Raw genomic sequence first — 26,877 nt, forward strand, 5'->3', positions numbered from 1 at the left:
TGTTGGTCAAAAATTAAAACTTCACTACGTTCTATTGGAGCTAGAAGTTATCCAGACTTAGCAAAAGCAATTGAAACTGCTTTTACTCAAGTCTCGTTAACTGATATTTATAATTGGTTTACCCATTCTTGTTACTGTACTTCACCAGACTGAGAAATGCTATAATACTTTCTTTTATACCTGAATATTGCATGATTATTTCTGGCTATTGGCTGGGGTTAGTTCCTAGGAAGGTGACAAACACTAAACTTTCAGTGATACCTTCTGGTGTTTCAGCTAATTCAATTTTGCCGTTTTTATAAATTCCTTGAATTGTTTTTAACATATAGCTGAATAGTACTTTATGATAAATGCGATCGCCTAACCAATGATTTTAGAAGTTGTTTGAAACCTATCAAGATGAACCGATTTGATATTTTCACGATTTGATTTTAAGTATTCTATCTTTTCAGTCATAGACTGCCCAACACCAATCAATATCCCGTGACGATCTTCACCCAGTAGCCACTCAAACTTCTTCGAGACTATGTAATATTCAAACCGGTACATTTCTCCTATTAGGTCGGCAATTACCGCGATCTCACCCTCATAGAGCCAAAAATTACCATGCTGTTTAGTTCTTTTCCAGTCTTCAGCCACAAACCACACTGTTTCTTCTAAAGGTACAAGTTCTTTCAAAATGTCAGGTGCATATTCGAGATGAATTGAGCAAGACGGTTCTTTGAATGAACTCCACCAGTAGGAATAATTTAGTCCTTTTTTACCCAAGGTTGTGAATCGCTCAAGAGTTGACACCAATATCTCTTCGTATTCATGAAGGCTAACTAACCTGAAATCATCGGAAGAAAGGTTTAGCGTTTTTATGGCTTCTTCAATATCTACTCTGAAATCTAAGCGTTGAGCCATAAAATTTACATCGCTCTAATACCAATTCTCTACAAATGATGACGATTATTTCCCTTGGCGTTCTTAGCGACTCGCTTTTATTTATTAATCTCGGTATTTTACACCTTTGACTTAACTGCTGGCTGTGATGTTTGTAAAGACTGAGGCAAACTCCAGTCGGGGCGCAAGCTGGCGGCGTTGCGTAAATAAATATGATGAATTGAGGCGGAGGCTGGCAGATAGGCGTGGATTAAGAACCGAATGCAGCGCTGTAAGCTGCCTTCGACATGCATTTGCTGCACATCCAACATGGCCACATTATCCCAACCAGGACGCGCTCTGGCGATCGCAGCTGGGAAAATAGCATCCAAGTCGCGTGTCACTGAGAAAGTAACACTAATAATATCCCTGGGCTGGAATTGATTCCGGTTTTCTAGTTCATCTAGTAGTTCTGTAACTACCTCTTGAATTACCTCAACAGTATTTTCTGAAGCGGTTGTTGCTCCGCGAATAGCCCGCATTTGCCAGTCCACGCCAAAATCCTCCTGAAAACATAAAAGTTAGGAGTTAGGAGTTAGGAGTTAGGAGTTAGGAGTTAAAACTCTCAACTTCTCACTCATAACTCCTAACTCATATTAGGGTCGATATAACCACAACGGTAAACCACTAGTAGACATTTCAAATTCGAGCCAATCAATACCAGCCCCAATTCCTGATGAAAACTGACGACTCCCTGGTAGAAGACGACTCAATAAGGGTTTACGTTCTTCTAGGGTATAGCAGAGAGTTTTTTCCGGATCAAGTCCGACTAGTTCTGCTGTCCAGCGGCGGGCATCTTCTTCTGTGCCCAGGCGGTCTACAACACCCAACTCTAGGGCTTGCTGTCCAGTAAAAATCCGGCCATCGGCGAAACTTTTCACAGCTTCTACTGTTAAAGAACGGCCATCTGCTACCGTTTGGACAAACTGCTGATAACTTGTGTCAATCAACTCTTGCAGGATATTTTCTTCTGGTTGAGTCAATTCCCGGTCAAAAGACAATATGTCTTTGTAAGGGCCAGACTTAATTACCTTGAAGGAAACACCAATTTTTTCTAACAAGCGTTCCAAGTTATTCCCACGCAGAATCACGCCAATACTACCCGTAATCGTACCTGGGTTGGCGACGATGTATTCGGCTCCCACGCCGATGTAGACTCCTCCAGATGCCGAAATATTGCCAAAGCTAGCGACGATTTTGATTTTTTCGCGCAAACGCTTCAGGGCGCTGTAGATTTCTTGGGAATCTCCGACTGTACCGCCAGGACTATCGATCCGGAGCAATAATGCCGGAAACTTTTTTTCTTCTACAGTTTTCAGGGCTTCTAGGACGCGTTTGCGAGTAGCACCGGCGATCGCACCAGTAATTTCAATCCGCGCAATTTGTTTTCTAAACTTGGGCTTAAACGGCCAAATCATGAGCTGTCAACATACCTCGTAATAAATTCAATATAAGATGCCCAACGGTCAGACGCCCTGTTTTTCTCTGTTAAGAAACATGAGCCGGGATTGTGTTCATCATAATTTTAAGGAAATTTTTATATTTTTCAGTGAGTTTTATTTTGATATTCTCGATGAATGCTAATCAAGTCCTTAAAGATTGTAGCTAACACAAAATACTAAACTCTAGTTTAGCGTCCAACGTGATGAATTAGTACAGACTATTTTAGCTTTTTTACGGAATTCAAAATTTCAAACCCCTTCGGATTATAACTTTTTAACTTTTTGAATATTTTTGAATATTATTTTACTACAGTCAAACACCCATACTAGTTGTTAGTAATTAATAACTAATAACTAATGATTAATAAATATTTCATCAATAAATTTGGTACTCAATTTAATTCATAAAGTTTTACTCAGCAACACTAATCTCTATTTAGGTTAAGACCAGTAGTACTTTCACTGTCGGGAATATCACTTTTTCTTATCTTCTACAGCCCATGAGCGCTTTACAAAGCTATTTTCACTATTTATGAATCTATTCGTAGTATTTGATACCGATAACAAACGTACATATCAAACAGTGCTCCGACGAAAGCACAGGTCAAACTAATTACAACTAATCCGCGGAGGGGAGTTCCACTGCCAAAGGTGGCGAGAAAATGGATAATCTCAGTAGCGATCGCCTCAGTTAACTCTTGTAAGCCAGGGAAGTGACCCATGAGGAATAGAAAGAGCAACCCACCGCCAACGAGGAACATGGGAGCGACAAAACTAAAAATGATCGTCAGTAGTAGAGAGCGGAGAAAGTTAGTGAAAATAGTCATTTAAGACAAACTCCGTGAGTAGAGATGACAAGAGCTAGATAGCGGTTTGTCAATTTCTACAATACGTGCGATCGCTCCTAAGCAGACAATCTGTCAAGAATCTTAAGTTTTCATTAAAAGAAGCGGCTACCAGTTACAGCACATGCTGGGGATATAAAAAATGACTGAAATCTGAAAAAACCTTGCAAAACCAAGATTTTAGCCAAGGTTAGCACCTATTTATTCCTTTGTAGCACGTTTAGTAACAGCTTTATTTTCTGAGAACATCTTTAATTTAAGTTAATGTTTAGCCTGATCCGGAGAGTGGTGAAGAAGCAGGGGAGCAGGGAGCAAGGGAAAAGAGTTTTCTCCTCAGCAAGAGCAGCACCCTGCCCCTCTGCCTCTTTTCAATGCCCAATGCCCCATTCCCCATTCCCCATTCCCCATTCCCAATTCCCCATTCCCCATTCCCCATGACTTCCGCTATTCTTAAGGCAGTTACCGAGTTAGCTACAGAACATTGAACCAGACTACATCCAAATCCAGTTTAGGGGAATGGAGTCAGCGGCTGCTGGCGGCGATTTTTCTGGGTGGGCAAGTACTAGTTCACCTATTGAAGGGCAAAATCCATCGGCGCAACACCTTAGAACAAATGGCAGCAGTTGGGCCAGATTCCCTATTTATTGCCCTGTTGACGGCTATTTTCGTTGGCGCGGTGTTTACCATTCAGGTGGCACGGGAATTTATCAACTTTGGTGCCGGAAACATTATCGGCGGAGTGCTTTCTATAGCGTTGACACGAGAACTCGCTCCTGTGTTGACAGCAGTGGTTTTGGCGGGACGAGTCGGTTCTGCCTTTGCAGCAGAAATTGGTACTATGCGAGTCTCAGAACAAATCGATGCCATGTTGATGTTAAAAACAGATCCAATCGATTACCTGGTTATCCCCCGCGTTCTTGCTTGCTGTTTAATGCTACCAATTTTAACCCTCCTGTCTTTGGTAACAGGGATGTTCGGAGGATTAATAATTGCGACAAATATCTACAACCTGTCTGATACGGTATTTTTAGACTCAGCCCGTAGCTTTCTTGGAATCTGGGATATTTTTAGCGCCATGATTAAGGCGTGTTGCTTTGGTATTTTAATCGCCGTAATTGGTTGCAGCTGGGGATTGACGACAACAGGAGGAGCCAAAGGTGTAGGACAGTCAACTACAACCGCTGTTGTAACTGCCTTACTAATTATATTTGTTAGCAACTTTTTTCTTTCTTGGTTAATGTTTCAGGGGACTGGCAGTGCATTCTTAGGCTTATAAAACTAATCAGTTAGGAGTTAGGAGTTAGGAGTTATTAGTTAAAACTCCTCACTCCCCACACTTCCCACACCTCCCACACCTCCCACACTATGAGTGAGAAATCCGGGCTAACTCCTGCCTCCTGCCTCCTAAAATAGGATAGATGCCTCCTACTAAATAAAGCAGGATTTAAGACTGTGACCAGTTCATTTGCTCCTAGCTCCACATCAACCGTGCAACTCAAGCCTAGTTACAATATACCGATAGTCTTGGTGATTGCCGCTATTCCACTACTGTTGGTACAACCGTTGGTAGGCTTAGTTTTCACACTGTTTGGTTTGTTTCTCATGTTTCAGGCGTTAACGCTGCGGTTGCAATTTACCGCCACCGACTTAGATATTTATAGAGGCGAAAAATTAATTCGGCGCTTTCCCTACCAAGAATGGCAAAACTGGCGGATCTTCTGGAATGGAGTCCCCATTCTGTTTTACTTTAAAGAAATTAAAAGTATTCACTTTTTGCCGATTTTATTTGATCCCAACACCCTGAAAAGTTGCTTAGAACAACGTTGTCCGCGTATTTAGTGCTGAGTACCATCTGTGCTGAGTCGTTTTGATCTAAACTCATAACTCAGCACTCATAACTCAGGACTTTTATGGCAGGTCAATTGTAATATTTCTGAAAGCTATTTATTCGCGTCATAGGAATTACACTATTGTTTATGAACCCAGAGGCATCTCAAACCCCAGAACCAATTGATGAGCGGTTGGCAGAAAAACAAGAAGAGAACAACGCAGTTGAAAATCCAGAAAATCCATCTGTTGAGTCAGTGGTAGAAATAGCAGCCAGTAGCTCATCAGAGGACTACACAACTTCTGAGCCACTCATTTCCAATGCAGAAGTGGTAAATTCTACAGAGCTGACAGAAAATTCAAATGGCGAGTTTGTAGCGCAGTTAGAAGCGGAAAATGTCGCACTGGGGTCTGAAATAGGATCAGGAAATCAATCATTATATGCCGAAGCAGAGCAGCGAGTGGCAGAGTTGCAGAACGCTGAAGTTGCTCTCAAGGAAGAAATAGCCAAGCTGCAAGCTTCTTACGAAAGCCTAAAGGCACAGGTGAGTGAAACTCAAACCTCACTGGGACGACTTGTACAAGAGTCGCTGTTGCAGTTAGAACAACGCAAACAAACCCTGCAAATTTCTGTAGAACAACTAGAACGCCGTCAAGAACGTATCCGCAACGAGATGCGAACCACTTTTGCTGGTACATCCCAAGACTTGGCAATTCGGGTGCAGGGTTTTAAAGACTATCTCACGGGTAGCTTACAGGATTTGGCCTCTGCTGCCGAGCAGTTGCAACTGACGCCAAGTGTGGTAGAACGAGAAAAACCACCTGTAAAAGAGGCTAAACCAGTTGAATCTCAACCTGGAATACCCCAATTTGCCCAACAGCAGTTTCAAGATACTACAAAGCAAATTCGCCGCTTAATTGACCAATATCGCAATAAACCGGATTATTACGGCCCACCGTGGCAACTACGCCGTACCTTTGAACCAATCCACGCTGAACGAGTTTCTAACTGGTTTTTTACCCAAGGGGGACGGGGTGGTTTACGGACAATGGGTAGCCGTTTGCAGAATATCCTAATTGCTTCATCTGCGATTTCGATATTACACAAGCTGTATGGCGATCGCGTCCGTACTTTAGTCTTAGCTAATACACCAGAGCGATTAGGTGAATGGCGGCGCGGCTTACAAGACTGTCTGGGAATCGGTCGCCCTGATTTCGGCCCAGACCGGGGTGTGGTATTATTCGAGGCATCTGATGCTCTGGCTCAGAAAGCAGACCGATTGACGAAAGCCAATCAACTACCCTTAATTATCATTGATGATTCAGAGGAGCAAATCAGTTTGTCTCTGCTGCAATTTCCTTTGTGGTTAGCCTTTGCTCCTGACCCCAAAACAGTGAGAAACTATGATGATGACTTTTAATTTGTCATTTATCATTGGTCATTTGTCATTAGGCAAAACAGTTTTCCGTTAGTGGTAGCGGAGTGTTGAGCTAGTTCCTAATTTTGAGTAAAAAGTTATACCAATTTAAAAAAAGAATGCGGCAAATACACCATTTGTAGAGACGCGATTCATCGCGTCTTGACCCAAGGATATATTGCAATCATTAATTGAATTGGTATTAGACTCAGCACTCTGCACTCCTAAGAATCATTGGTCAAGAGGTATTACTCTTGACTTTCTTAAATTTTGAATTTTGAATTTTGAATTTTATTATGGCTATTTGGTTAACTCTATGCGGGGCAATTGTAGTCATAGCTTACCTGCTGGGTTCTTTTCCCACTGGCTACATTGCTGTGAAGCAGTTAAAAGGTATTGATATTCGGGAATTTGGTTCAGGTTCCACTGGCGCAACTAATGTACTAAGAACCTTGGGAAAAGGGCCAGGAGCATTCGTTTTAGTACTTGATTCTTTGAAGGGAGTATTAGCGATCGCTCTAGTTTACTGGTTGTTCAATTTTGCCTCTAGTCAAAATTATATCCCCCCAACGGTAGATGTAAATCTGTGGCAACCGTGGATAGTAACTCTAGTTGGGTTAGCTGCCATCCTGGGGCATAGTAAATCAATTTTTTTGGGCTTTACTGGTGGTAAATCTGTTGCTATTAGCTTAGGGATTTTATTAGCAATGAGTTGGCAGGTAGGTCTAGCAACAGCGGGTGTGTTTGCCGTCGTTGTAGCAATATCGCGGATTGTCTCTTTGAGTTCAATTGCAGGTGCGATCGCAGTTTCCATTTTCATGGCACTTTTGCATCAACCCTTACCCTATATTCTGTTTGGAATTGCCGGCGGACTATATGTGATTTTGCGCCATCGCACTAATATTGAACGGCTGCTTGCTGGTACTGAGCCGAAAATTGGGCAAAATGCAACGACAGAACCAGAACAAACTGTATGATTGTCCAACCGCAAATAGATATGTTTTTTACCCCTGTGCTTTGTCCAGGGGTTTAGTTCACGAATTAACTTTGCCTTTAATTAAACGGTGGAAAAGGCGGCAAGGCCACAAAAAAGCTCCACAAATACTTACTGAGGCGATGGCGGCCAGAACTCGCCAACTCGAACTAGACCCAGTGTTAGACTCTGAAGGATGAGCTTGTGTGCTTTTAGCTAGTTCTGGCATTGAATGAGATAGCTGACTGGCTGTACTCACCCCTTCAATCGCTGCTCCAATGAGATAAGCTACTAGGGCAATTACTAGCCAGTGATTCATAATATTCCACTGTTTGAACTTTGAGCGTATGCTTGGCAGTGAGCAATCACTTGGTTTCTCGTACTAATGATTGCCGCCTTGCCCTAAAGATAATCGACCTTCAGCCGTATCGCGAATTAGGGGCAGTTTAGATTTTATATAAGTATTGAGGGTGCTATCTGCTTGAGCATCAAGCACTTGTTTAGCTTTTAACTGATGGAGGAGCAATTGTACTAAAGCAGCATCGTCAAATTGGAGCAGAGTGCTAACCTGGGTAGACTCTATTACAGCCCAAAGCTGTTGCATCATTTTTGCAGTTACCATGAGTCTGTAACCTCTTAAGCTTTTCTTTATATTTACACAAGTTTGAGATTTGTGGTTAGTTTTTATCTGAAGATTTATAAAGATAGAAGCTGGAATGGCGTTTTTTAATTGATTGAACTAGGCACTGGGGATTAGGGATTGGGAAGATTTGAATGGGGATTCAGATCCCAACCAAATCTTAATACTTCTCTACGAGACGCTTTAAAATAATTTCTTCCCCAATCCCGGAGCGCAAGACTTCGGCGCTGCAAGTCGGAGAATTCTGAGCATGACCTGTTGAAATACAACAATCACTACTTCCTGGAAGAAGCCCTAATGCAGACATAGTTAGGCATTAGCGCTTTTTGTAGAGGGGAAACTTTAGTGGCTGCATTGAGTAATTTTGCCAGAAGTTTATAAGAAGAATTCAGAACTCAGGAGCGGAGCCGGAGACGTTTCCGTTAGCTCCGGTCAGAAAACAGGTATGAATTCTGTACGAGTGGGTGACGAATATTGGTTAAAAGCGAGTCGAATAGTGGGCGAAAAAATTAAAATATTCTCGCCTTAAAACTCTATCTCTTTATGGGTAGAGTATTCTGTATTCTGTATTCTGACTCCTGTTTTATTGTGAACCTCTTATACAAGAAGTTTCTTGACCAGAAGAATCAGGAAAAACTGCTAAAGTATGATACCCAGGGCTATCTGTTCCATATATCACTCGAAAAGTATACAACTTGTTTTTACCTTGCCCTTCGGTAATAACTGTTAAAAGTGTATTGCTAGTATTTGGAAGTCCTGGAATGTTGAGTTTCTTAATTCGTCTGAGTTGAATTACATTCGCTGCGGAGTTTTTACAATCTCCAGCACTAGTATTAGGTTTTGGGCCAAATTGCATACATACCGGCCCATCAAAATCCATAGTTACCTGTGATGGATCGTTTAACCAAACTTTTTTAATCACTTCTCCAGCTGTAATAAAGCTCAAGTTTGTTCCTTGCTGATACGAAACATCAATCGTCGGTATTACTCCCCCTAAGCCTTGTGCTTGGCAGGAAAATATGGAACGCAGAACGGCGTTATTAGCCACAGCGCGACCTACCACTAAGAACATAGCAACCGAGAAAGTGAAGGAAGCTATCGGTAGGAAATAAGAAGAACGTTCTGGGGTATTTCCTGACAATTTAGTATTCTTTTTCATGGTTGCAAATATCCAAAATTGGTATCAATTCTACCTGCTAAAACTGAGTTGGTTGATTAACGTATATTTCAACATTTGTGCCAGCGGGTAAAAACCAAATATTAGTTTGTTGTGACATTTGGGCGATCGCTTGTTGATTACGTTGGGCAATTTGGGGTACTACAGAGTTCAAACCACCTTCCACAATCCCGGCTGGAAGGTCGCGTCTGTTCTTAGTGACAGTAGTAAGAGTTGTGCTACTACTGGTGTTGCCGTCAACGGTAGTTTGTGAAGTAAGTGGTTGGAGTTCAGTATCACTACGATTTATTAACTCTGCGGCTTTGCCAATACCTCCCAACACGAATAACCCTATATCCATTGAGGCTATAGACGAACTTTGACCAGGAAATTTATTTGCAATTAAAGGTTTACCTTGGGAACCGCGAAGAATAATTGTATTGTTGGGTAAGCTTCGTTCTGTAACGTTGCCATCATTTTGCGAGATAACTTTGACTACGTTCATCTGCAAAAGACCTTGTTCGGAGAGGGAACGAATTTCAGCGAGTAATTCGGTGTTTGCAGGTAGAGCGATCGCACCATCTGTAGATTTTAATGGTTCTTTCAATCGGATCACAAAGACATTTTTATCTTCACCTCCCTCACCACCACCGCCTGATCTAGTAGTTTCCCCAAATATTGCTGTCGCCAACACACCTTTGGCACTACTCCCGATTGGTACAGACTTCTGTCCCTGCGGTTGCGCTTGACTGACTACAGGAGTTTCTGGTTGTGGGGTTTGCTCAGGATTGGGGTTTGGTGTCTGTTCTGTCTGTTCCTGGGGCTGCGTATTGTTTACAGGTTCAGGAGCCGCTGCTATATTACTGGGTTGATCGGTGGCATTTACTTGACCGTAGCTACCTAACTTTGCTAGTCTTGTCCACTCTTCAAGTGGGCTTGGTGGAGGTGGTGGAGTTATATTGACTACCGGTTGAGTGGTTGGCCTCACAACTGGTAGTTGGGCTGATCGCGAAGGTTGATAAGCAGGTACTCTAACGATGCGTTCAACTGGTGCTGGCTGAGGCACGTAAGCTGTTGGTGGGGGTGTTGGAATCACTGTCTGTCTACCTCTGGAAGAAACTGACGGTTCTTGTAAGGCTACTTTAGGTGTAGTTTTGGCAATTCTCAGCTGTTGTTGAGCAGCTTTTACCATCTGTGCTTGTTCAGTCAGGGCTAATTTCGTTTTGAGAGTATCTACTTCAGCTGCTAGCTGCTGAGATATAGATTCATCAGTGGGCTGCTCACGCACTGGTGGAGAAACAATATTTTTTGGCTTTTGACTACTGCTACCCATCAGTTGGGATAAAAACACACCACCCACCAAAACGATCGCTAAGGTAGCAGCCCCTACCAAGCCTAACTTTGCAAAGGGATTAGATGAGAGTGCTTGCTTAGTTAGAACTTCTTGTGGAAGAGATAGCGACTCTGGCGGCGTTGCAGAGTCTTCTGAACCTTGGGTATCGGTAGAAGAAGATTCTTCTTCAAAGCCGACCAACCTTGACATCCGTGATTCCCAATCTAAAGATTCTACTTCTGGTTGGCGATCGTCGGTGGTGAGAGTAAATCCATTTTGGGGAGGCGTTTCGGCAGGAATTGAGTATCGAGTCATGGTAGAGCTTGGTTGGGATTTCCAGAACAATTTTTATCTTGGATTTCACAGACATTATAAATTTCTAGTCTGGCTTCACCAAGGCGATAAGCTGCGAAGTACGACGGTAGGGCTGCATTTGGTAGTGAAGTTGCTGGTTCATCTATGGCTCTAACTAAAATTTGTTTATTAAAGGAAACTGATTTTCCCAACTTATCATAACTGCTAAAAGTTAATTGATTGGCAAGCATCTCCACTTTCCATGTCCCATCACCTATTTTTGTTGGTTGGGAAATTTTTTGGATTACTAATACATTCTCTGCTCCTCTGTTAATATTTTCAAATTGGCTATCTGGATTTAAATTAGTAAGTTCTGATTTAAGTTTTTGTTTAAAATCATCAGCTACAAGTTGGGAAGTAATTTCCCAGACTTGAGTTGGCGGCTGTTGCTGTGACCAGGTGAGCATTAAGCTCATAGTTTCACCCACAAAACGGCGAATAGCCTCTGGTTGTCGTTCTAAATTTGGTTGGGGGTCTACGGTTATAGTGCGACCATCAACAAGTTGCACTAAACTTCGAGGTGTGAGTTGCTGACTTAACTGTTGTAACATAGACCAGTGAAATATTAGTAACACCAAGGTGAATAGATGTAAACCAAGTGTTACTACTGCCAACAGTGGTAAGGGACTATTTTTCTTATTCTCTGGTTTAAGTAATTGCATTAATACTTGATTATATAAATTGAACTATCTTCAAATTAAGTAGAAATCGATTATCTGATAAAACTACCAGATGTTTGCCCAGTTCCGCATTGTTTGGATTTATCTTCGTTGAGGTTGTTGTAGTCGTCTAGCAAACATAAGTTACGAATTTCATAAATTTCTAATTTATCAGCACGTACACTATATATTGCTTTTTGCAAGTCTGTACCATTGTTGGCTTGGGGATTACCAAAATAATCTGCTGCACGTACAAGTAAATCTTTGTTAAAAGGAGTTATGAGTTTTTCACCACCAACTCGGTTTCTTTGAATTAAGTCGGCTACCATACCTACTCGCCATTTACCTGGTGCGATTTCTTTTGGTGGATAAAGTCTCTTAATTACTAATTGTGATGTCATTGCTTGGCTGGGATTTTCAGAGAAAACTTCTGGTGGTGTCATTTCTGCAACTGTGCTTAAGAAACTTTTGCGAAAATCTTCTGAGAAGGCAAAACTAGCTACCCAACTGCTAGTACTAATCTTTTGACTACCACCTTGAGGTGTACTAATCAGAATTCCTAAATCTGATTTGGGGTTTGCGACTTCTTCAATAGTTTGTGGTGGTAAGGTTCCAGACCAGCTAAACATTGATATCATCGTTTTGCTGATGAATCGGCGAATTGTTTCTGGTTCTCTTGCTAAATCATCAATATTAGCTACTGGTTGACCGTCGATTAATTGTACAAAGTTGGGAGGTTTTCTTAAACTGAGTTGGCGAATATTTAGCCCTTGTAATATAAATAAAAATAAAACTAATATATGTAAACTAAAGGTTGCGATCGCAAAAATTGTCAAAACACTTCCCGTTTTTTGTCTTTTTTCTAGTAAACGCACCATTTCATCATCTCCTCCTGCGAAAAACTTCAGCTATTATATATGATGATTTCCATATAGTCAGCAGTCAGGAAACGAGCCAAATTGAAGAAGAATTTAGAATTCAGAAGTCAGAATTCCGGAGTCAGAATCAAGACGCTATAATCCTTTTTTTGAGCGATGAATAACTCACTACAAAAATTATACCTAGCTACTTATATTCTCTCCTTTACTAAAGAAGCCGTGTTGCTGATAGCACTGAAGACAGCAAAACCGCCAGCAGCAGCCACAATTAAAGATAAAATTGGTGCTAAAATTCCCAGAAAAATAATGAACCACATCAAATCTGGATCAACATTAGCATTTTGACCTGGCCCATTGACAATAACTGCGGCAGTCAGCACAGCAATAATATTGAATGAAATCTTGGCGATTCCAATAGATAAAAATCCAGTCAGCCATGCAAAAATTGGTTTACCAGCGACAGGGAGCAAAGAACCACCTACGGCCAGTGGGCCTAATGCTGCTATCAGCAACATAGTAGCTTCTATCAAATTCTGAAAGGCATATTGTAAGGAAACTAAAAAGTTTTTGATGCTCGTTTGGACTGTAGAACCTAACAAAGAGTTAAATGAGGTTTCTGATACAATTCCAGTGCCATATCTGATGTTATCTACCTTAGTTTGGAGTCTAACTATCCAGTTTTTATTTCCATAAGTATCTCTATATTTCTGCCAGAGAATGTTGACTTTTTCGGCAGCCTTGACAAAGCATTGACTTTGTTGTTCGCCAGTTAGTGATTGACAAGGACGAAGCAAAGAACCAGCTACTTCTTCAGCAATACTCATATTCAGTGCTTGCTGGTACATTTGCTCTGCATCTGCTGTTACCAATACTTGCTGATTTACAGTGTTTAAAAAATTCCGCACTCCCAGCGTCAGATTAGAAAGTATACTTCCATTGCCTGAATTACTTAAGAGTACCACCACAATAAAAGGCCAAATTAAAGCTGATATGGGACGACTATATTCGTAGGATATTAAGTCTCTGAGGAATTGTATCATAAAAAATAACAGGGTTCCTACTGCGAAAAAAATACCCAGATTTGTCAGCGCTCCATACAAATTATTACTGGTGTTATTTTGTAATAAATCCAGCCATTGTTTATCCCAACCTTCGGCAACACTTTGGGAAGTTGCAGTACCATTATCGAGAATCTGGTCAATGCCTACTTGGGCAAAAATTAGTTGAATAGCAAGTTGCATTTTGAGTTAATGGGCTGTTTTTTAGATTTCCTGTTGAAGGATTTTAAGCAATCTATGGAAAAATGAGAGTTTTTTATCCTCAAATTCTACTTGTTAACTTTTCTGCCAAACAAATCTAGTTGAGAAGTTGCTCGTAAAAGTCGTGCGGCTTCTGTAGATGTTTCTACTCTCCGGGCGCGATTTGCCTCTTCTGTCTGTTGAGAAATGTTTGCTAAATTTAAATTAGAATATTGCAAAGACTGATTAGTTTGTAATGACTGAGCGAATGTTTCAGCGACAATTTTCGATTGTTCTTGTTGGATTTTAATGGTTTCTTGGTTAGTGGTTAGCAATGCTAATACCCCCTGACCTAACAAGTTGTCAGCAAGACTTATTACTTGTTTAACTGTTCTGTCAATCTGAGTACTTTCCAGTTGATTCTTAAAGCGATCAATCTGGTTGTCAACATCATTTGAACCAGCAATATCTTGCAGGCTTCTCTCTGTATTTTCTAACTTAGTTTTTGTCCGAATTTGTCCATTTTCACCGAGAACACCTACCGCTACTCCACGGGTAATGACACGATTTAGTTCATTACTAACTAAATTTCCCCGCACTGCTGCATTATTCTCAAAGCGGTTTGATCTAGAGTCTGAATTAGAAGAGTATAGAATCAAATTATCACGAACATTTTTTCCCGCAGCGACAGGGTTGGGTATGTTCAATTCTCCTTTAGAATTACTCAGAGCATTTTGACTCTGGACTTCTACAGGCTTTAAATTTTCGCTCAGATTATATTGAAGATAGTTTTGCAAATCTGTGGAATATGATTGAAAATCAGTCCAAACCTGACCTAATCCACCCGTCTGAATTTGTGCCATTCCTGGTAGTATTGCCAGGGATAGTAAGGTGAAAGTAAAAATGGTAGTTTTTTTCATACATTTGTGCCTGAAAAAGGTAGACGACATGATGTAGGGAGTCACAGAATTTTAGATTTTGGATTTTGGATTGTTTCTTTAGTCCAAGCAAGACTGCTATGCCTCCTATAAAATCTAAATTCCTCAGCCTGTTTCTTGCAGTCAATCTAAAATCTAAAATTTAAAATCCAAAATTGTTGGACTCACTGTTAACTACTTACACAACCAGATTAACTACTACGTAGATTTGCGACTAACTGACGTGCAAACGCAGAAATTGCTTCATATTTATCACTGTGAAGTTGCATCATTTGGCTACGTGCAGTTTGTTCATAGGGGTTATTCGCAACTGCTGCTAATTGTTCATAACCTGGATAGTAACGACAGAATGTATAACTACCGTTATCATCTAGTAGCCATTGGCTATAAACCCCTTCTTTGCGGGGAAAAAAGCTTTCTGAAGCATTACGAGAAATAACTTGGCGGGGATATTTCAAGATGTCTGCAAAACTATCCACTGCAACTGGTTGAATGCGTCCAATCAATCGTGTTGTCAGGTTTTGCAAAATTTTAGATGCAGCTTTAGATCGAGCAATGGTGTCAGGGTCTTGTCCTGATAAGATCACTCTGATCCCAGCTTTAGCACCGTTCGCACAAATTCTGCCAACTAAATCAGAAATTTGCTCGAATTCAAACAAAATTGGTGCTTCGTCGATAAAGAATATGGAGGCTGGACTACCTAATGCGCGTCGGAGTGCGGCTGAATAGGCACTTAAGGATAGTACGGCTGCATCTTCACTATCTGATAGGTTTCTGAGAGCAAAAACTAAAAGTTGGGCATCGGTAGGAAAGCTGGATGGTGCAGAAATAGCTTGTCCTACGCGGCTAGAAAGCCAAAAGCGTAAGCGCAACTGAATTTGACTGAGGGCGTCTTCTACTCTGCCAGTTAAAGAACTTAGTTGTAAGTGTTCTGGTGAGCAGAAAGAGAGAAAATCTTTTAAAGTGGGGGTTTTCTGCCAAGCAAGAGTACCAAATCCTGCCGCCATCGCCTGTCGATATCGCTCTTTGATGCCCTCATCTCTAAAGAAGGCTTCTAAAGCGAGGTTGAGTAGCGATCGCACGGTTTGCGATAAAATTTGACTTTCAGTCGATGATCCTAAAACCATTGTCATTAAGGCTGATTCTAGGAAGGCGGTATAATCGTTGAAGCGATCGCGCTGTTGTTCTAGTTCTAGCGATCGCAAATCTGGCTGTTCAAATAAGTTATTCGATTGTTTGGAGATATCAAAATAGGCTCCATTCCCCTCCATAAACTCTGTATAGTCAGTGAATGTAGATGTCCCATCAGGTTTAGGGAAATCTAACGCCACAACCGGAATCCCATGCGCTAAAGCCTGAGTTAAAATCCCGGATACCAACACCGATTTACCAGCACGAGTTGTAGCAAACAAAGCTAAATTTTTGTGTTGATTAAATAAATCTAAATGTACGGGTGTGCCGCCTTCTTCAGCAATCAACTCAAAGCCTTGTCTATCACCCCGTTTAGTTAAAACTAGAGGCATTAATCCGGGAACTTCACTGGTTAAATATAGCTGGCGACGGTTAAAGGGGGTTGCTAATAAACCTTCCCAAACTATGGGTAGAGTTTGCAGCCAGATTTTCCAAGCATATTCAGTTTCTCTAATTACCCTAGCTGGACGCTGAAAACAGTTTTCAATATATCTTGTCGCCTCATCTAATTTCTCTACAGTGGGACGATGTACTAAAATGGCAACACTCGTATAAATCGGGACTGCACCTTCATATAACTGTTCTTGCGCTGCTACCGATTTCTTCAACTTTAATTGAGCGTTGACATCAATAGTTTTACTTTTTTCTTGAGCCAAAATTGTCGTCATATTTGACTGCTTCAGCACTCGTTGCAGGGTAGTTTTCACCACTGCGGGATTTGCGGCAGTCAACTCACAAAAGATTTCGGTATCTACTACTGTTTCTCTAGCTAACAGTTCCCATAAATAGCGCAGTTGGGCAGATTTATTCGGCCAACCTCCGGGTTTTTCTAGAAATGACAGTGCGCCAATATAGCGATTGTTAACATTAACCCAGCGGCGATCGGCACAAGGTACACTAGATTCCATCAGCAAAGTTGTGCCGTGAATATTTTCTAGAAGCAATTTAGTACTAGCTAAATCGGAATTAACTTGCTCATGCAATCCTTGTTCATCTAAAGTCATTAACTGGGGAATATCTATTGGCTGCGTATCATTAAACCTTTTCCAGATATCCCCCCAGAGTTCATTGGCAGTCAAAGGCTTGACATCCAATCCCATTTTGTTAGATAAGATTTGTTCCCAGCGGAGAAAACCCTGATTGTAAGCATTTGTGATCAGAGTTTCAATGCGTTGGTTTTCTACTTCTGAGAGATCACCTTTGAATTTTAACCACCATGATTCAGCTTTGACTAACAGCTTTTCTATCCAATCGTCTGCATGTTGCGAGTTGGATTCAATGGTGTAAGTGACATAAATTCGTAAAAATTTGGGCTTACGAATACCAGAAGTAGTCAGTTCTTTGACTCTGGCTCTCTCTGCCATCAACAAATATTTGATATCTCGTGATGGCGAATTTCTGATTAGAGTTGCTAATTCTTTTTGACGCTCTTTGTCTGAACTAAAAGAACCCAGGTGTAGGGTCATCCTTTCACCAGTAGGGATGTCTTTTAAGCCAGCTTCAATGTTATTGAAAAGCGTATCGATTTGTTCAGGTCTTAAGGTGGTATGAATTCCCTTACAATCAAAACCAAAAACAAAGCAGAACCGATCTTTTTGAGTGCCTTTTGTCAAAAGGTAAGCGCCAATATCGCGTCCATTCATTGCGACACGCAGCATTGTCGCCAAGTGTAAGGCATCTTCAAATGGTGTTAATCTACTTTCACTTCCGGCGACGCCGACGCTTTGTTTTCCGATTTTTTGCTTCATGGTTAACTTCCAGTAAGCTCTGATAACGAGCAAAGCCTCTTGTCCAAGCGGGAACACCAATAAATTTACTTAAAAAACTCCAACTCCTACCACCAGTTAAAATCCACCAAGTTCCTATTCCCCAACCAGTCATTAGTATTGTCCACAACCATTTTTGAAATTCTTCTTGGAAAAGTCCTCCAAAAATTCCATTGATCATAAAATAAGAGGCTAAGGCAATTACCGTCCAAGGAAGAATTTGATCGGCAGGAATTGGCCCTAATGAAGGTTGGCTTCCTAGAACCTGGTTGACTGGACGAAATTCTTGTTCCCGCTCTTGAGACATTTGAAATATCTGAATTATTTACTGCACTTGTGGGCCAATTACAAAGCGTGTGAGTACATCAGCAATGGTAACAGCAACAACGACTAATAGTGGAGTTCTGGCAATACTTTGCCAATCTTCATCTTTACGCACTGCGTTAATCACACCAACCAGAGAAATTGCAATATAGAGTAAGTAAATCGCCCGCAACACATTAAATATCAAACTGATTGCTGTCTCGCTACCACCACCATTTGTTGCTGCACCACCTAAGTTTCTTTTGAAAAACTTTTCAGCTTCCCCAAAAAACTGGGCTTGTGCAGGGGTTGCGAAACAGTCTAACCAAAACAAACTCAAGATGATGGCTGCTGCTAAAATCTGTAATGATATCAGCGATCGCCTTGATAAATTCACCTGCTGCCCAATTTGCTGGGTAATGACTGCAATTAAACTACCAACTAGTAAACAAAAGAGCAGGATAGGACTTTTTAGGCTGATAACGCTCACAAGTACAGCACAAGCAATCAAAAAAGGTACAGATTCAACCAGAATAATCAGGCCGGATTCCAGTCCCCGTATTAACTTATGAGATCCTTTGACCGCATTACCAGTTAAAGCTTTGAAAAAGTTTCTCTCATGAGAACTTTGTCTAGACATTTGCTAATTTTCCTATGGTGTACTATGAGTGTTAGGTGTCTAAAATTTTACAGCTAATCACAATCTAACATGGTTGAACATTCATTTTTAATGAAATTATGAAGTTCGCGGTAAAGTTCTATATTATATACACATAATTATTAAGTTAAGTTAATAATATATTAATTTTTATTTAAAAAATAAGTGTGCCTGGTTTAAGAAACTAGGTTTCAAGCTTTAAACCAGAACTGCTTCAGTCCTCCTAAACTGTTTCTATTTCAGCGCTTTTGCTCAACTAGAGGTTGGGTAAATTACTAGAAATGTAAGACAATGCTTGGGAGCATAGTTACAAGTTCTATAGAAAATATTTTATTCCTCCAAGCAACCGTTTTGTTAGGTGTTATCGTTACCTAGCGCACTACAAAATATTACATCAGTTGCTACATTTTTGGGGAAATTCGCAATGCGGATGGCTACAATGTCCCATCTGTAAAGGTCTTTGGGAATACTTCTGGAAATGATCTTAGGGCTACCATTCATATACGCATTAGTCAGTATACCGTTTACAGCACGAAAGAGACCACGCTTTATCCTTTTACCTAAATATTCCAAATGTTTACAAATTGCTTCTACTAGCCCTTTCAAGATAACTCGTAAAATCCCTTCTTTTCTCTCTGCGTTCTCTGTGTCTCTGCGGTTTAAAAGTAGTTTATGTAACCCCATAAATGTAGAAAACACAGAGTTGAGTTCACGGTAGACCTCAGAATTTCGGTGATAAGAGGTTAAAAAAGAGATTTAAGTAGTCGGATAAAAATATTTACAGTCATTGCGAACGCTCCATTCGCAATGACATTGTGTAATTAATTCTATCTACTTAATTCAACCAGCATTTTTACCCACCTTGACAGAAAATACCAAATACGGGGTATAGATTCTGGTGTTATAACCAGGTTTTTCAGCTATTTTTTGCAACGTATCGATGAGTTCGGTTCATACTTATGCAACTAATAAAATGCTGAAACAATATATTTTGGTTGAAATATACGCTGATGAATTTGTAAACTGCATAAACTCTATTAAAAACCTATTAAAATCTCTAAAAAAATTTTAATAAGCAAAACCATATATTAACGATAGTTGCAGATTTTACTCTGAAAAGAGGAATAAAAAACTCCACAAAAACTACTTTTCAGACACATCTAAACTCCATAAATATTAGATTTTTTTTAATCATTCCATAATTTAATCATGACTAAAGCTTTACTTTAACAGTATACTGTTGATTTCGTTGGCAAAATTTAACGGCTATTAGCCATAGCACTCCTAAAAAATCTATTGAACCCTTACTTTCTTTACTTCGCACTTAGCGGTAGTTAGTGGCAAACTGCTGCATATCTACATTTAAGAAAGTGGTTTTTGTGATTTTGATTAAATTGCCATTCCAAATAAGCTAAGTGGGTAAAATTAAACATGGCTTTTTAAAAGGAAGTAAAAGGCTGAGATTGGTAATTTAGGGATGATGCATAGTACCTATTAACCACTCTCTCAGACTAAAGCCACTGAATGTTTATTTATACAAACTTACCTTGGGAATGTAGAGTTTTAACTAGCAAATAATCATGTCATAGAGTGGATTGGCAATAGTTGAATTGCCCTCTACACTTTATGGTTTTGCCTTTAATTTGCTCTATATTCTTCAGTGCTTAGTGCAAACTATTGATTTGCTAATAGCTTTTTTATGCCAATTTATTGTGCTTAAAGAGGGTTGTTTAGAATCCCTAGTTTGGCACTTGATTTTGATTTGATAGGGTGTTGAATCGGAACTGAACTTGAAGGAGCTTGACATGGATTTTTATCGCGATCGCCAATCGAAAAATTTGACAAGTTCAATTTCTGTACTTGCTATCACAATTAGTTTAGTAGTAGGTCAATCTGCTACTCATAAATCTGTAGCTCAGAATGCTACATCTCCTGCTGTTGCACCAGCAATCTCCGTAAATGGTGCGGGTGCAAGCACTGTAAATACTTTGTTTGTAGGTACGGGAACTGCCTATCCTTTTTCCCCTAAAGGCTCATGGTTTAACGTTTTCGGTGTTGGAAATCCTCCATCCCTCAATAACAATGTGCCCCCAGCCCTAGCCGGATTCCCAAATGGAACTTATGGCCCACTCAATACAGGCTCCACATTCAGATATGCTCCGGTTGGTAGTGGCGCAGGTTTAACAGCTTTTTTCACTCAAACTCCACCACCAGTACCAGCTGGTACACCAGCTCTTAACAATCTTACTATCTTACGCCCAGTCTCTTTTGCAGCTAGTGACGACCCCGTAGCAGGAACAGAAAGAGTTAGTGGCGGCCCTAACAATGCAGGTGGAACTACCGCAGACGCTGCTAAATACGTCCAAGTGCCTGTAGTAGGTGTTGGAATTACCTTAGCTTTCAACCGTACCGGTCTTACTGTACCAGCAACTGGACTTAGGCTTTCACGACCTACTTACTGTGCTATTTTGAATGGCACCCTTACAAATTGGAACGATATCAGAATTAGAAATGATAACGGCGGCGCAATAATTGCAGCCAACTTACCCCTCAGATTTGTACGTCGTAGTGACAATAGTGGTAGTACTTTTGTTTTAAGCACTCATCTCAATACTGCATGTAAAACTACTGGGACTCCAGGGCTTCCAGCAGCTGCTGTATGGAGTAGAGGAGTGGGTAGCATAAGTGTTGCAGGCACTGTACCTCCAACACCACCAGCCAATACAGTTGTTTGGCCAGCTACTTTCCTATCTGCATCAGGAGGTGGAGGTGTAGCCACTGCAATCACATCCAATACTGGTGCAATTGGTTATGTAGATAGCGCTACACGTTTAGCTAGAAGTCTGCCTGCCGCAGTCTTACGTAACAGAGCAGGTAATTATACTGCTGTTTCATCAACTTCAATTTCAGCTGCTTTTGTAGGTGCAGCTGATACAGATTCAAGTCCTCGGCGGATTAGACTTCAAGTTGTTGATCCAACGGGTACAACTGCTTATCCAATTGTTTCAGCACCTTACCTGCTATTTTATGACAGATACGCAGATGTTAGGATAGCAAATGCTATTAAAGCCCATATCAACTGGGCTTTAGGAGTACCACCTATTCCTGCTAGTGGAACAGATGTGACAATCAACCCAAACTCTATAGCTACAGCTCGTGGATATGCTCCTCTTCCCGATGCTATTAAAACTCTGTCTCGAAATGTTGTCAATACTTACGTGGATGGTGTTTTTCAACCTTAATACGATGTTTGGAGTTAACCGCTCTTGCCTCCTTTAGATTTATAAATCTCTTGGTAAGGATATGAAGGTTATACCCCAGGATTATATTTCCAATCTTGGGGTTTTCTTGAGGCACTGATTTAGGATTGCCAGAGCATTTACTCAGAATTCATAATTTAGAATCAATAAGTTTGAGAGTCAGACTTACAACTAATTATCTAATTATTTTGTACTAAATTTATAGATTTAGTACAGGTCTGAACCAATTTATTGATCTGCTAGATATAGAATATTTGCGCTATTTTTGATACTTCTTTGCACTACTAGTTCTTCATGAAAATAATTATCTAAAAACTAGGGAAATAGTAATTTGTTTGGAAAAATACACAAAAACACTAATATACAACTCTGATTTCATCAAACCAAAAAATATTTTAAATAATCGAATTAACCTAAATTTTAACTAATCCTAATGTTATTTGTTTAAAAATTTTACACAATACTTCATTGCTAACAACAAACATAAGAAAAAATCATGGCTGATATATTATTCAACCTCTCTAGCCTAGATGGCAGCAATGGCTTTGCCATTAACGGTATTAACGCCAATGACTCATCAGGGACATCAGTCAGCAATGCCGGAGACGTTAATAATGACGGCATCGACGACCTCATAATTGGCGCACCAGGTGGAGGACAGAGCTACGTAGTGTTTGGCTGCACTAACGTCTTTAGTGCCAGCTTCGACCTTTCTAATCTAGATGGCAGCAACGGCTTTATCATCAACGGCAGTGTCCCTGACTCCGCAGGTATTTCAGTCAGCAATGCTGGAGACATCAACGGCGACAACATCGACGACCTCATAATTGGCGCACCGGGTGCTTTATTGGGTGCAGGGCAGAGCTACGTAGTTTTTGGTGGCAACAGTTTGAATGCCAGCCTCGACCTCTCTAGCCTAGATGGCAGTAACGGCTTTGCCATTAACGGCATTAATGGTGCTAACTCAGATGGCATCTCAGACTCCTCAGGCCAGTCAGTCAGCAGTGCTGGGGACATCAACAATGATGGCATCGACGACTTAATAATTGGTGCATCCAGTGCTGCTTCGGGTGCAGGACAGAGCTACGTAGTGTTTGGCAGCACTAGCCCCTTTAGTGCCAGCTTCGACCTTTCTAGCTTAGATGGCAGCAACGGCTTTAGCATCAACGGCAGTGGCACTGACTCCTCAGGGACATCGGTCAGCAGTGCTGGGGATATTAACGGCGACAACATCGACGACCTAATTATTGGCGCATCAGGTACAGGAAAGAGCTACGTAGTTTTTGGTAGCACTAGCGCCTTTAGTGCCAGCTTCAACCTTTCTAGTCTAGATGGCAGCAACGGCTTTAGCATCAACGGCAACGCTAGTGATTTCTCAGGTGCATCAGTTAGCAATGCTGGAGACGTTAATAATGATGACATCGACGACCTAATCATTGGTGCATACAATGCTGCTTCTGGCGCTGGAGAAAGCTACGTAGTGTTTGGCAGCACTAGTGCCTTTAATGCCAACTTCGACCTTTCTAGCCTAGATGGCAGTAACGGCTTTGCCATCAAGGGTATTAATGGCAATGATGTCTCAGGCTACTCAGTTAGTGCTGCTGGGGATGTCAACGATGACGATATCGCTGACCTGATTATTGGTGCACCTTTTGCCTTATCGGGTGCGGGGCAGAGCTATGTGGTCTTTGGCAGTAGTGATGCCTTTGGTGCCAACCTTGACCTTTCCAACCTTGACGAGAGCCAGGGCTTTGCTATCAACGGTATTAATGGTACTGACTCTTCAGGTATTTCAGTCAGCGCTGCTGGAGATATCAACGACGATGGTGCAGACGATTTGCTTGTTGGTGCATCTGGTGCTTCCTTGGGGGCAGGCCAAAGTTATGTTATCTTTGGTACTCCACAACCAGAGCCACAATCTGAACCAGAACCACAGCCACAAGTTATATTCAACCTCTCTAGTCTAGATGGCAGCAACGGCTTTGCCATTAACGGCATTAATGCCAATGACTCATCAGGGACATCAGTCAGCAATGCCGGAGACGTTAACAATGACGGCATCGACGACCTAATTATCGGCGCACCTTTTGTCGGTTCCGGTGCAGGACAGAGCTACGTCGTATTTGGCAGCACTAACGCTTTCAATACCAACCTCGACCTCTCATCTCTAGACGGTAGCAATGGCTTTGCCATCAACGGTAGTGCGACTAACTCATTAGGCACGTCAGTCAGCAATGCTGGAGACATCAACGGCGACAACATCGACGACCTCATAATTGGCGCACCGGGTGCTTTATTGGGTGCAGGGCAGAGCTACGTAGTTTTTGGTGGCAACAGTTTGAATGCCAGCCTCGACCTCTCTAGCCTAGATGGCAGTAACGGCTTTGCCATTAACGGCATTAATGGTGCTAACTCAGATGGCATCTCAGACTCCTCAGGCAAGTCAGTCAGCAGTGCTGGGGACATCAACAATGATGGCATCGACGACTTAATAATTGGTGCATCCAGTGCTGCTTCGGGTGCAGGACAGAGCTACGTAGTGTTTGGCAGCACTAGCCCCTTTAGTGCTAGCTTCGACCTTTCTAGCTTAGATGGCAGCAACGGCTTTGCCATTAACGGCAGTGGCACTGACTCCTCAGGGACATCGGTCAGCAGTGCTGGGGATATTAACGGCGACAACATCGACGACCTAATTATTGGCGCATCAGGTACAGGAAAGAGCTACGTAGTTTTTGGTAGCACTAGCGCCTTTAGTGCCAGCTTCGACCTTTCTAGTCTAGATGGCAGCAACGGCTTTAGCATCAACGGCAACGTTAGTGATTTCTCAGGTGCATCAGTTAGCAATGCTGGAGACGTTAATAATGATGACATCGACGACCTAATCATTGGTGCATACAATGCTGCTTCTGGCGCTGGAGAAAGCTACGTAGTGTTTGGCAGCACTAGTGCCTTTAATGCCAACTTCGACCTTTCTAGCCTAGATGGAAGTAACGGCTTTGCCATCAAGGGTATTAATGGCAATGATGTCTCAGGCTACTCAGTTAGTGCTGCTGGGGATGTCAACGATGACGATATCGCTGACCTGATTATTGGTGCACCTTTTGCCTTATCGGGTGCGGGGCAGAGCTATGTGGTCTTTGGCAGTAGTGATGCCTTTGGTGCCAACCTTGACCTTTCCAACCTTGACGAGAGCCAGGGCTTTGCTATCAACGGTATTGATGGTACTGACTCTTCAGGTATTTCAGTCAGCGCTGCTGGAGATATCAACGACGATGGTGCAGACGATTTGCTTGTTGGTGCATCTGGTGCTTCCTTGGGGGCAGGCCAAAGTTATGTTATCTTTGGTACTCCACAACCAGAGCCACAATCAGAACCAGAGCCACAATCAGAACCAGAACCACAACCAGAACCAGAACCACAACCAGAACCACAACCAGAACCAGAACCAGAACCAGAACCAGAACCAAAACCAGAACCAGAGCCAGAGCCAGAGCCACAACTACAACTGGCAAACAGTGGTAATGATGTCTTTAATATCAAAGGTGACAATGATACGGTAACACTCAAAGTCGCGATCGCAGGCAGCAATTCTAACCTGGTGAATGAATTCGGTGTGTATACTGTTGATGATGCTACAGGTAAAATTGACGGTATTGCTCCGGGTGAAGCAGGTTATGCCCGCAAAGCTTTAGAAGAAGGACAGGTAATTCTCTCAGCTATTGCCGACCCACCCAATGGGTTCAGCAACAGTCCTCTAAATGGTTTATTAGAGTTCCCATCTGATACTAACCTGAGATTTTATTTAGTCAAAAACAGTACAACGGAAAATGTGCTCAGTAATATCACTCCAATCACTGATGTACTATTTTCTGATCCCTCGAATCAAAAGATTACTAGTTTAGATAACAATGCGTTCTCTTTAGCTTGGAAGGATGGTTCTGGTAATAGCACTAATGATTTTCAGAATCTGGTAGTAACAATTCAGCCTACAAATGACCCGTTACCTTTGGGTACAAGTTTACAAGGTCAGCCACAAAGAGAATTGATTGACTTACGAGATGTTGAACAAGAAGTGGCAGCTACTTTTGTGGTTAACCGAGAAGCTGAATTCAACAATTTTGTTGGATTCTATAAAGTAGCCGATGAAAATGGTGGTATTGACACCAACGGCGATGGTCAGGCAGATATTCTCGTTGGACAAGCTGGTTATGCTCAAGCCGCAGTCCGTCAGCGCGTTGTAGGAATTGATTTATCGGTGAACGACCAAGGTACGGCAACTTCTACTGGCACTTTTGAGCCTGGTTCTATCTTTGCACCATTTATTATCATCAATGGCAGACCTGATGCGATTTTAGATACCAATTCTAACAATGATCCAGCAGTTTACTTCTCATTTTTGGGTGCTAATGCTGACAAAGTAGATCATATTCGTCTGTTAGGAAATAATACCTTTGGCTTTGAGGATTTAGCAGGTGGGGGTGACAAAGATTTTAATGATGTTATTGTCCGAGCTAATTTGAGTATTATCTAAGTAAAAATTCTCACTGGAGTCGGAGTTTTTCCGGCTCCGCTCCTAAAGTCCAATTGATACCCACCCTACCTTAGAATATGATGCGATCGCAGTCAGAATTTATCCTTGAATCATTCCATTACTTAGTAAAGATTTTTACTAGCTAACGGATTTATCTAAAAATCGCAATTTCATACAACCACAATCTTCTTAGCTACCAGATATGTATCGGTCAAAATAGTTGAAAAAGTTCAACTGTTAACTATGTTATGATTAGATACGTTGAGAAATATTTTCGGTCATGTGACTGAACAATATAGACGCCTCTCCGAATCTAAATCTCTACGCCCTTTGATTCTGGAGGTGTTTTATGTCAGTTTATATTACTAATCTACCTAAGAAGACCTAACGAGCTTGAAAATGACGACCTAGAACGGGTCTTTTTAATTTATTTAACGAAGCGCCTTTTCTACGAAATACTATTATGCAAAGGCGCAGCATCTCCTAGACAAGAGGAAGAAGCAATTATTAAGTACGAGTTTACAGAGGATTGGTATAAGACCT

At 41.4% G+C, this 26,877-nt stretch carries 21 protein-coding genes; 6 read left to right on the forward strand and 15 right to left on the reverse strand.

What is annotated here, in order from left to right:
* Positions 1-360 precede the first annotated feature (360 nt).
* From A4S05_RS33665 to A4S05_RS33680, 4 genes are all read right to left on the reverse strand, one after another.
* Positions 361-906, reverse strand: a complete 546-nt coding sequence (locus A4S05_RS33665) for a DUF6756 family protein (RefSeq protein ID WP_069074114.1) — start codon at positions 904-906, stop codon at positions 361-363.
* Between the two features lie 98 nt (positions 907-1,004).
* A complete protein-coding gene (gene aroH, locus A4S05_RS33670; RefSeq protein WP_069074115.1) occupies positions 1,005-1,418 on the reverse strand; it encodes a chorismate mutase in 414 nt (137 codons plus the stop codon).
* A gap of 102 nt (positions 1,419-1,520) precedes the next feature.
* Positions 1,521-2,342, reverse strand: a complete 822-nt coding sequence (sppA, locus tag A4S05_RS33675) for a signal peptide peptidase SppA (RefSeq protein ID WP_069074116.1) — start codon at positions 2,340-2,342, stop codon at positions 1,521-1,523.
* Positions 2,343-2,896: 554 nt separating this feature from the next.
* Positions 2,897-3,193, reverse strand: coding sequence for a hypothetical protein (locus A4S05_RS33680; protein ID WP_069074117.1), 297 nt, complete (start codon positions 3,191-3,193; stop codon positions 2,897-2,899).
* A gap of 499 nt (positions 3,194-3,692) precedes the next feature.
* Here A4S05_RS33680 and A4S05_RS33685 point away from each other — a divergent pair, with 499 nt between their 5' ends.
* The 4 genes from A4S05_RS33685 to plsY all read left to right on the forward strand — a co-directional run bounded on the left by A4S05_RS33685 (position 3,693) and on the right by plsY (position 7,433).
* Positions 3,693-4,487 (forward strand): MlaE family lipid ABC transporter permease subunit, encoded by a 795-nt coding sequence (locus tag A4S05_RS33685; protein ID WP_069074118.1) that lies wholly within the window; start codon positions 3,693-3,695, stop codon positions 4,485-4,487.
* Between the two features lie 176 nt (positions 4,488-4,663).
* A complete protein-coding gene (locus A4S05_RS33690; RefSeq protein WP_069074119.1) occupies positions 4,664-5,050 on the forward strand; it encodes a DUF3119 family protein in 387 nt (128 codons plus the stop codon).
* A 137-nt stretch (positions 5,051-5,187) separates the two neighbouring features.
* Positions 5,188-6,459 carry a DUF3086 domain-containing protein gene (locus tag A4S05_RS33695; RefSeq protein ID WP_069074120.1) on the forward strand — a complete coding sequence of 424 codons (1,272 nt, stop codon included), beginning with the start codon at positions 5,188-5,190 and terminating at the stop codon, positions 6,457-6,459.
* A 293-nt stretch (positions 6,460-6,752) separates the two neighbouring features.
* Entirely contained in the window at positions 6,753-7,433 is a 681-nt protein-coding gene (plsY, locus tag A4S05_RS33700; protein ID WP_069074121.1) for a glycerol-3-phosphate 1-O-acyltransferase PlsY, read from the forward strand.
* A 57-nt stretch (positions 7,434-7,490) separates the two neighbouring features.
* On the opposite strand, the gene A4S05_RS33705 is transcribed toward plsY, so the two are convergent.
* From A4S05_RS33705 to A4S05_RS33755, 11 genes are all read right to left on the reverse strand, one after another.
* Positions 7,491-7,748 (reverse strand): hypothetical protein, encoded by a 258-nt coding sequence (locus A4S05_RS33705; protein ID WP_069074122.1) that lies wholly within the window; start codon positions 7,746-7,748, stop codon positions 7,491-7,493.
* Between the two features lie 63 nt (positions 7,749-7,811).
* A complete protein-coding gene (locus A4S05_RS33710) occupies positions 7,812-8,051 on the reverse strand; it encodes a hypothetical protein (protein ID WP_069074123.1) in 240 nt (79 codons plus the stop codon).
* A 601-nt stretch (positions 8,052-8,652) separates the two neighbouring features.
* Entirely contained in the window at positions 8,653-9,228 is a 576-nt protein-coding gene (locus tag A4S05_RS33715; RefSeq protein ID WP_069074124.1) for a hypothetical protein, read from the reverse strand.
* Between the two features lie 37 nt (positions 9,229-9,265).
* Positions 9,266-10,873 carry a TrbI/VirB10 family protein gene (locus A4S05_RS33720; RefSeq protein ID WP_069074125.1) on the reverse strand — a complete coding sequence of 536 codons (1,608 nt, stop codon included), beginning with the start codon at positions 10,871-10,873 and terminating at the stop codon, positions 9,266-9,268.
* Positions 10,870-11,574, reverse strand: coding sequence for a hypothetical protein (locus tag A4S05_RS33725; RefSeq protein WP_069074126.1), 705 nt, complete (start codon positions 11,572-11,574; stop codon positions 10,870-10,872). Before A4S05_RS33725 ends, A4S05_RS33720 begins: the two co-directional genes overlap by 4 nt.
* A gap of 50 nt (positions 11,575-11,624) precedes the next feature.
* Entirely contained in the window at positions 11,625-12,449 is an 825-nt protein-coding gene (locus A4S05_RS33730; protein ID WP_069074127.1) for a hypothetical protein, read from the reverse strand.
* 191 nt (positions 12,450-12,640) lie between these two features.
* Positions 12,641-13,690, reverse strand: a complete 1,050-nt coding sequence (locus A4S05_RS33735; RefSeq protein ID WP_069074128.1) for a hypothetical protein — start codon at positions 13,688-13,690, stop codon at positions 12,641-12,643.
* Between the two features lie 86 nt (positions 13,691-13,776).
* Positions 13,777-14,607 (reverse strand): hypothetical protein, encoded by an 831-nt coding sequence (locus A4S05_RS33740; protein WP_069074129.1) that lies wholly within the window; start codon positions 14,605-14,607, stop codon positions 13,777-13,779.
* 209 nt (positions 14,608-14,816) lie between these two features.
* Positions 14,817-17,564 carry a hypothetical protein gene (locus A4S05_RS33745; RefSeq protein WP_069074130.1) on the reverse strand — a complete coding sequence of 916 codons (2,748 nt, stop codon included), beginning with the start codon at positions 17,562-17,564 and terminating at the stop codon, positions 14,817-14,819.
* Entirely contained in the window at positions 17,518-17,889 is a 372-nt protein-coding gene (locus A4S05_RS33750) for a hypothetical protein (protein WP_069074131.1), read from the reverse strand. The genes A4S05_RS33745 and A4S05_RS33750 overlap by 47 nt, the downstream gene beginning before the upstream one ends.
* A gap of 18 nt (positions 17,890-17,907) precedes the next feature.
* Entirely contained in the window at positions 17,908-18,525 is a 618-nt protein-coding gene (locus tag A4S05_RS33755; protein WP_069074132.1) for a hypothetical protein, read from the reverse strand.
* A gap of 1,823 nt (positions 18,526-20,348) precedes the next feature.
* Here A4S05_RS33755 and A4S05_RS33765 point away from each other — a divergent pair.
* Together A4S05_RS33765 and A4S05_RS33770 are read left to right on the forward strand one after the other, a co-directional pair.
* Positions 20,349-21,785 (forward strand): substrate-binding domain-containing protein, encoded by a 1,437-nt coding sequence (locus A4S05_RS33765; RefSeq protein ID WP_069074134.1) that lies wholly within the window; start codon positions 20,349-20,351, stop codon positions 21,783-21,785.
* 514 nt (positions 21,786-22,299) lie between these two features.
* Positions 22,300-26,334 (forward strand): beta strand repeat-containing protein, encoded by a 4,035-nt coding sequence (locus A4S05_RS33770; RefSeq protein ID WP_069074135.1) that lies wholly within the window; start codon positions 22,300-22,302, stop codon positions 26,332-26,334.
* The last annotated feature ends 543 nt before the right edge of the window (positions 26,335-26,877 follow it).

This window comes from Nostoc sp. KVJ20, from assembly GCF_001712795.1.
Lineage (GTDB): Bacteria > Cyanobacteriota > Cyanobacteriia > Cyanobacteriales > Nostocaceae > Nostoc.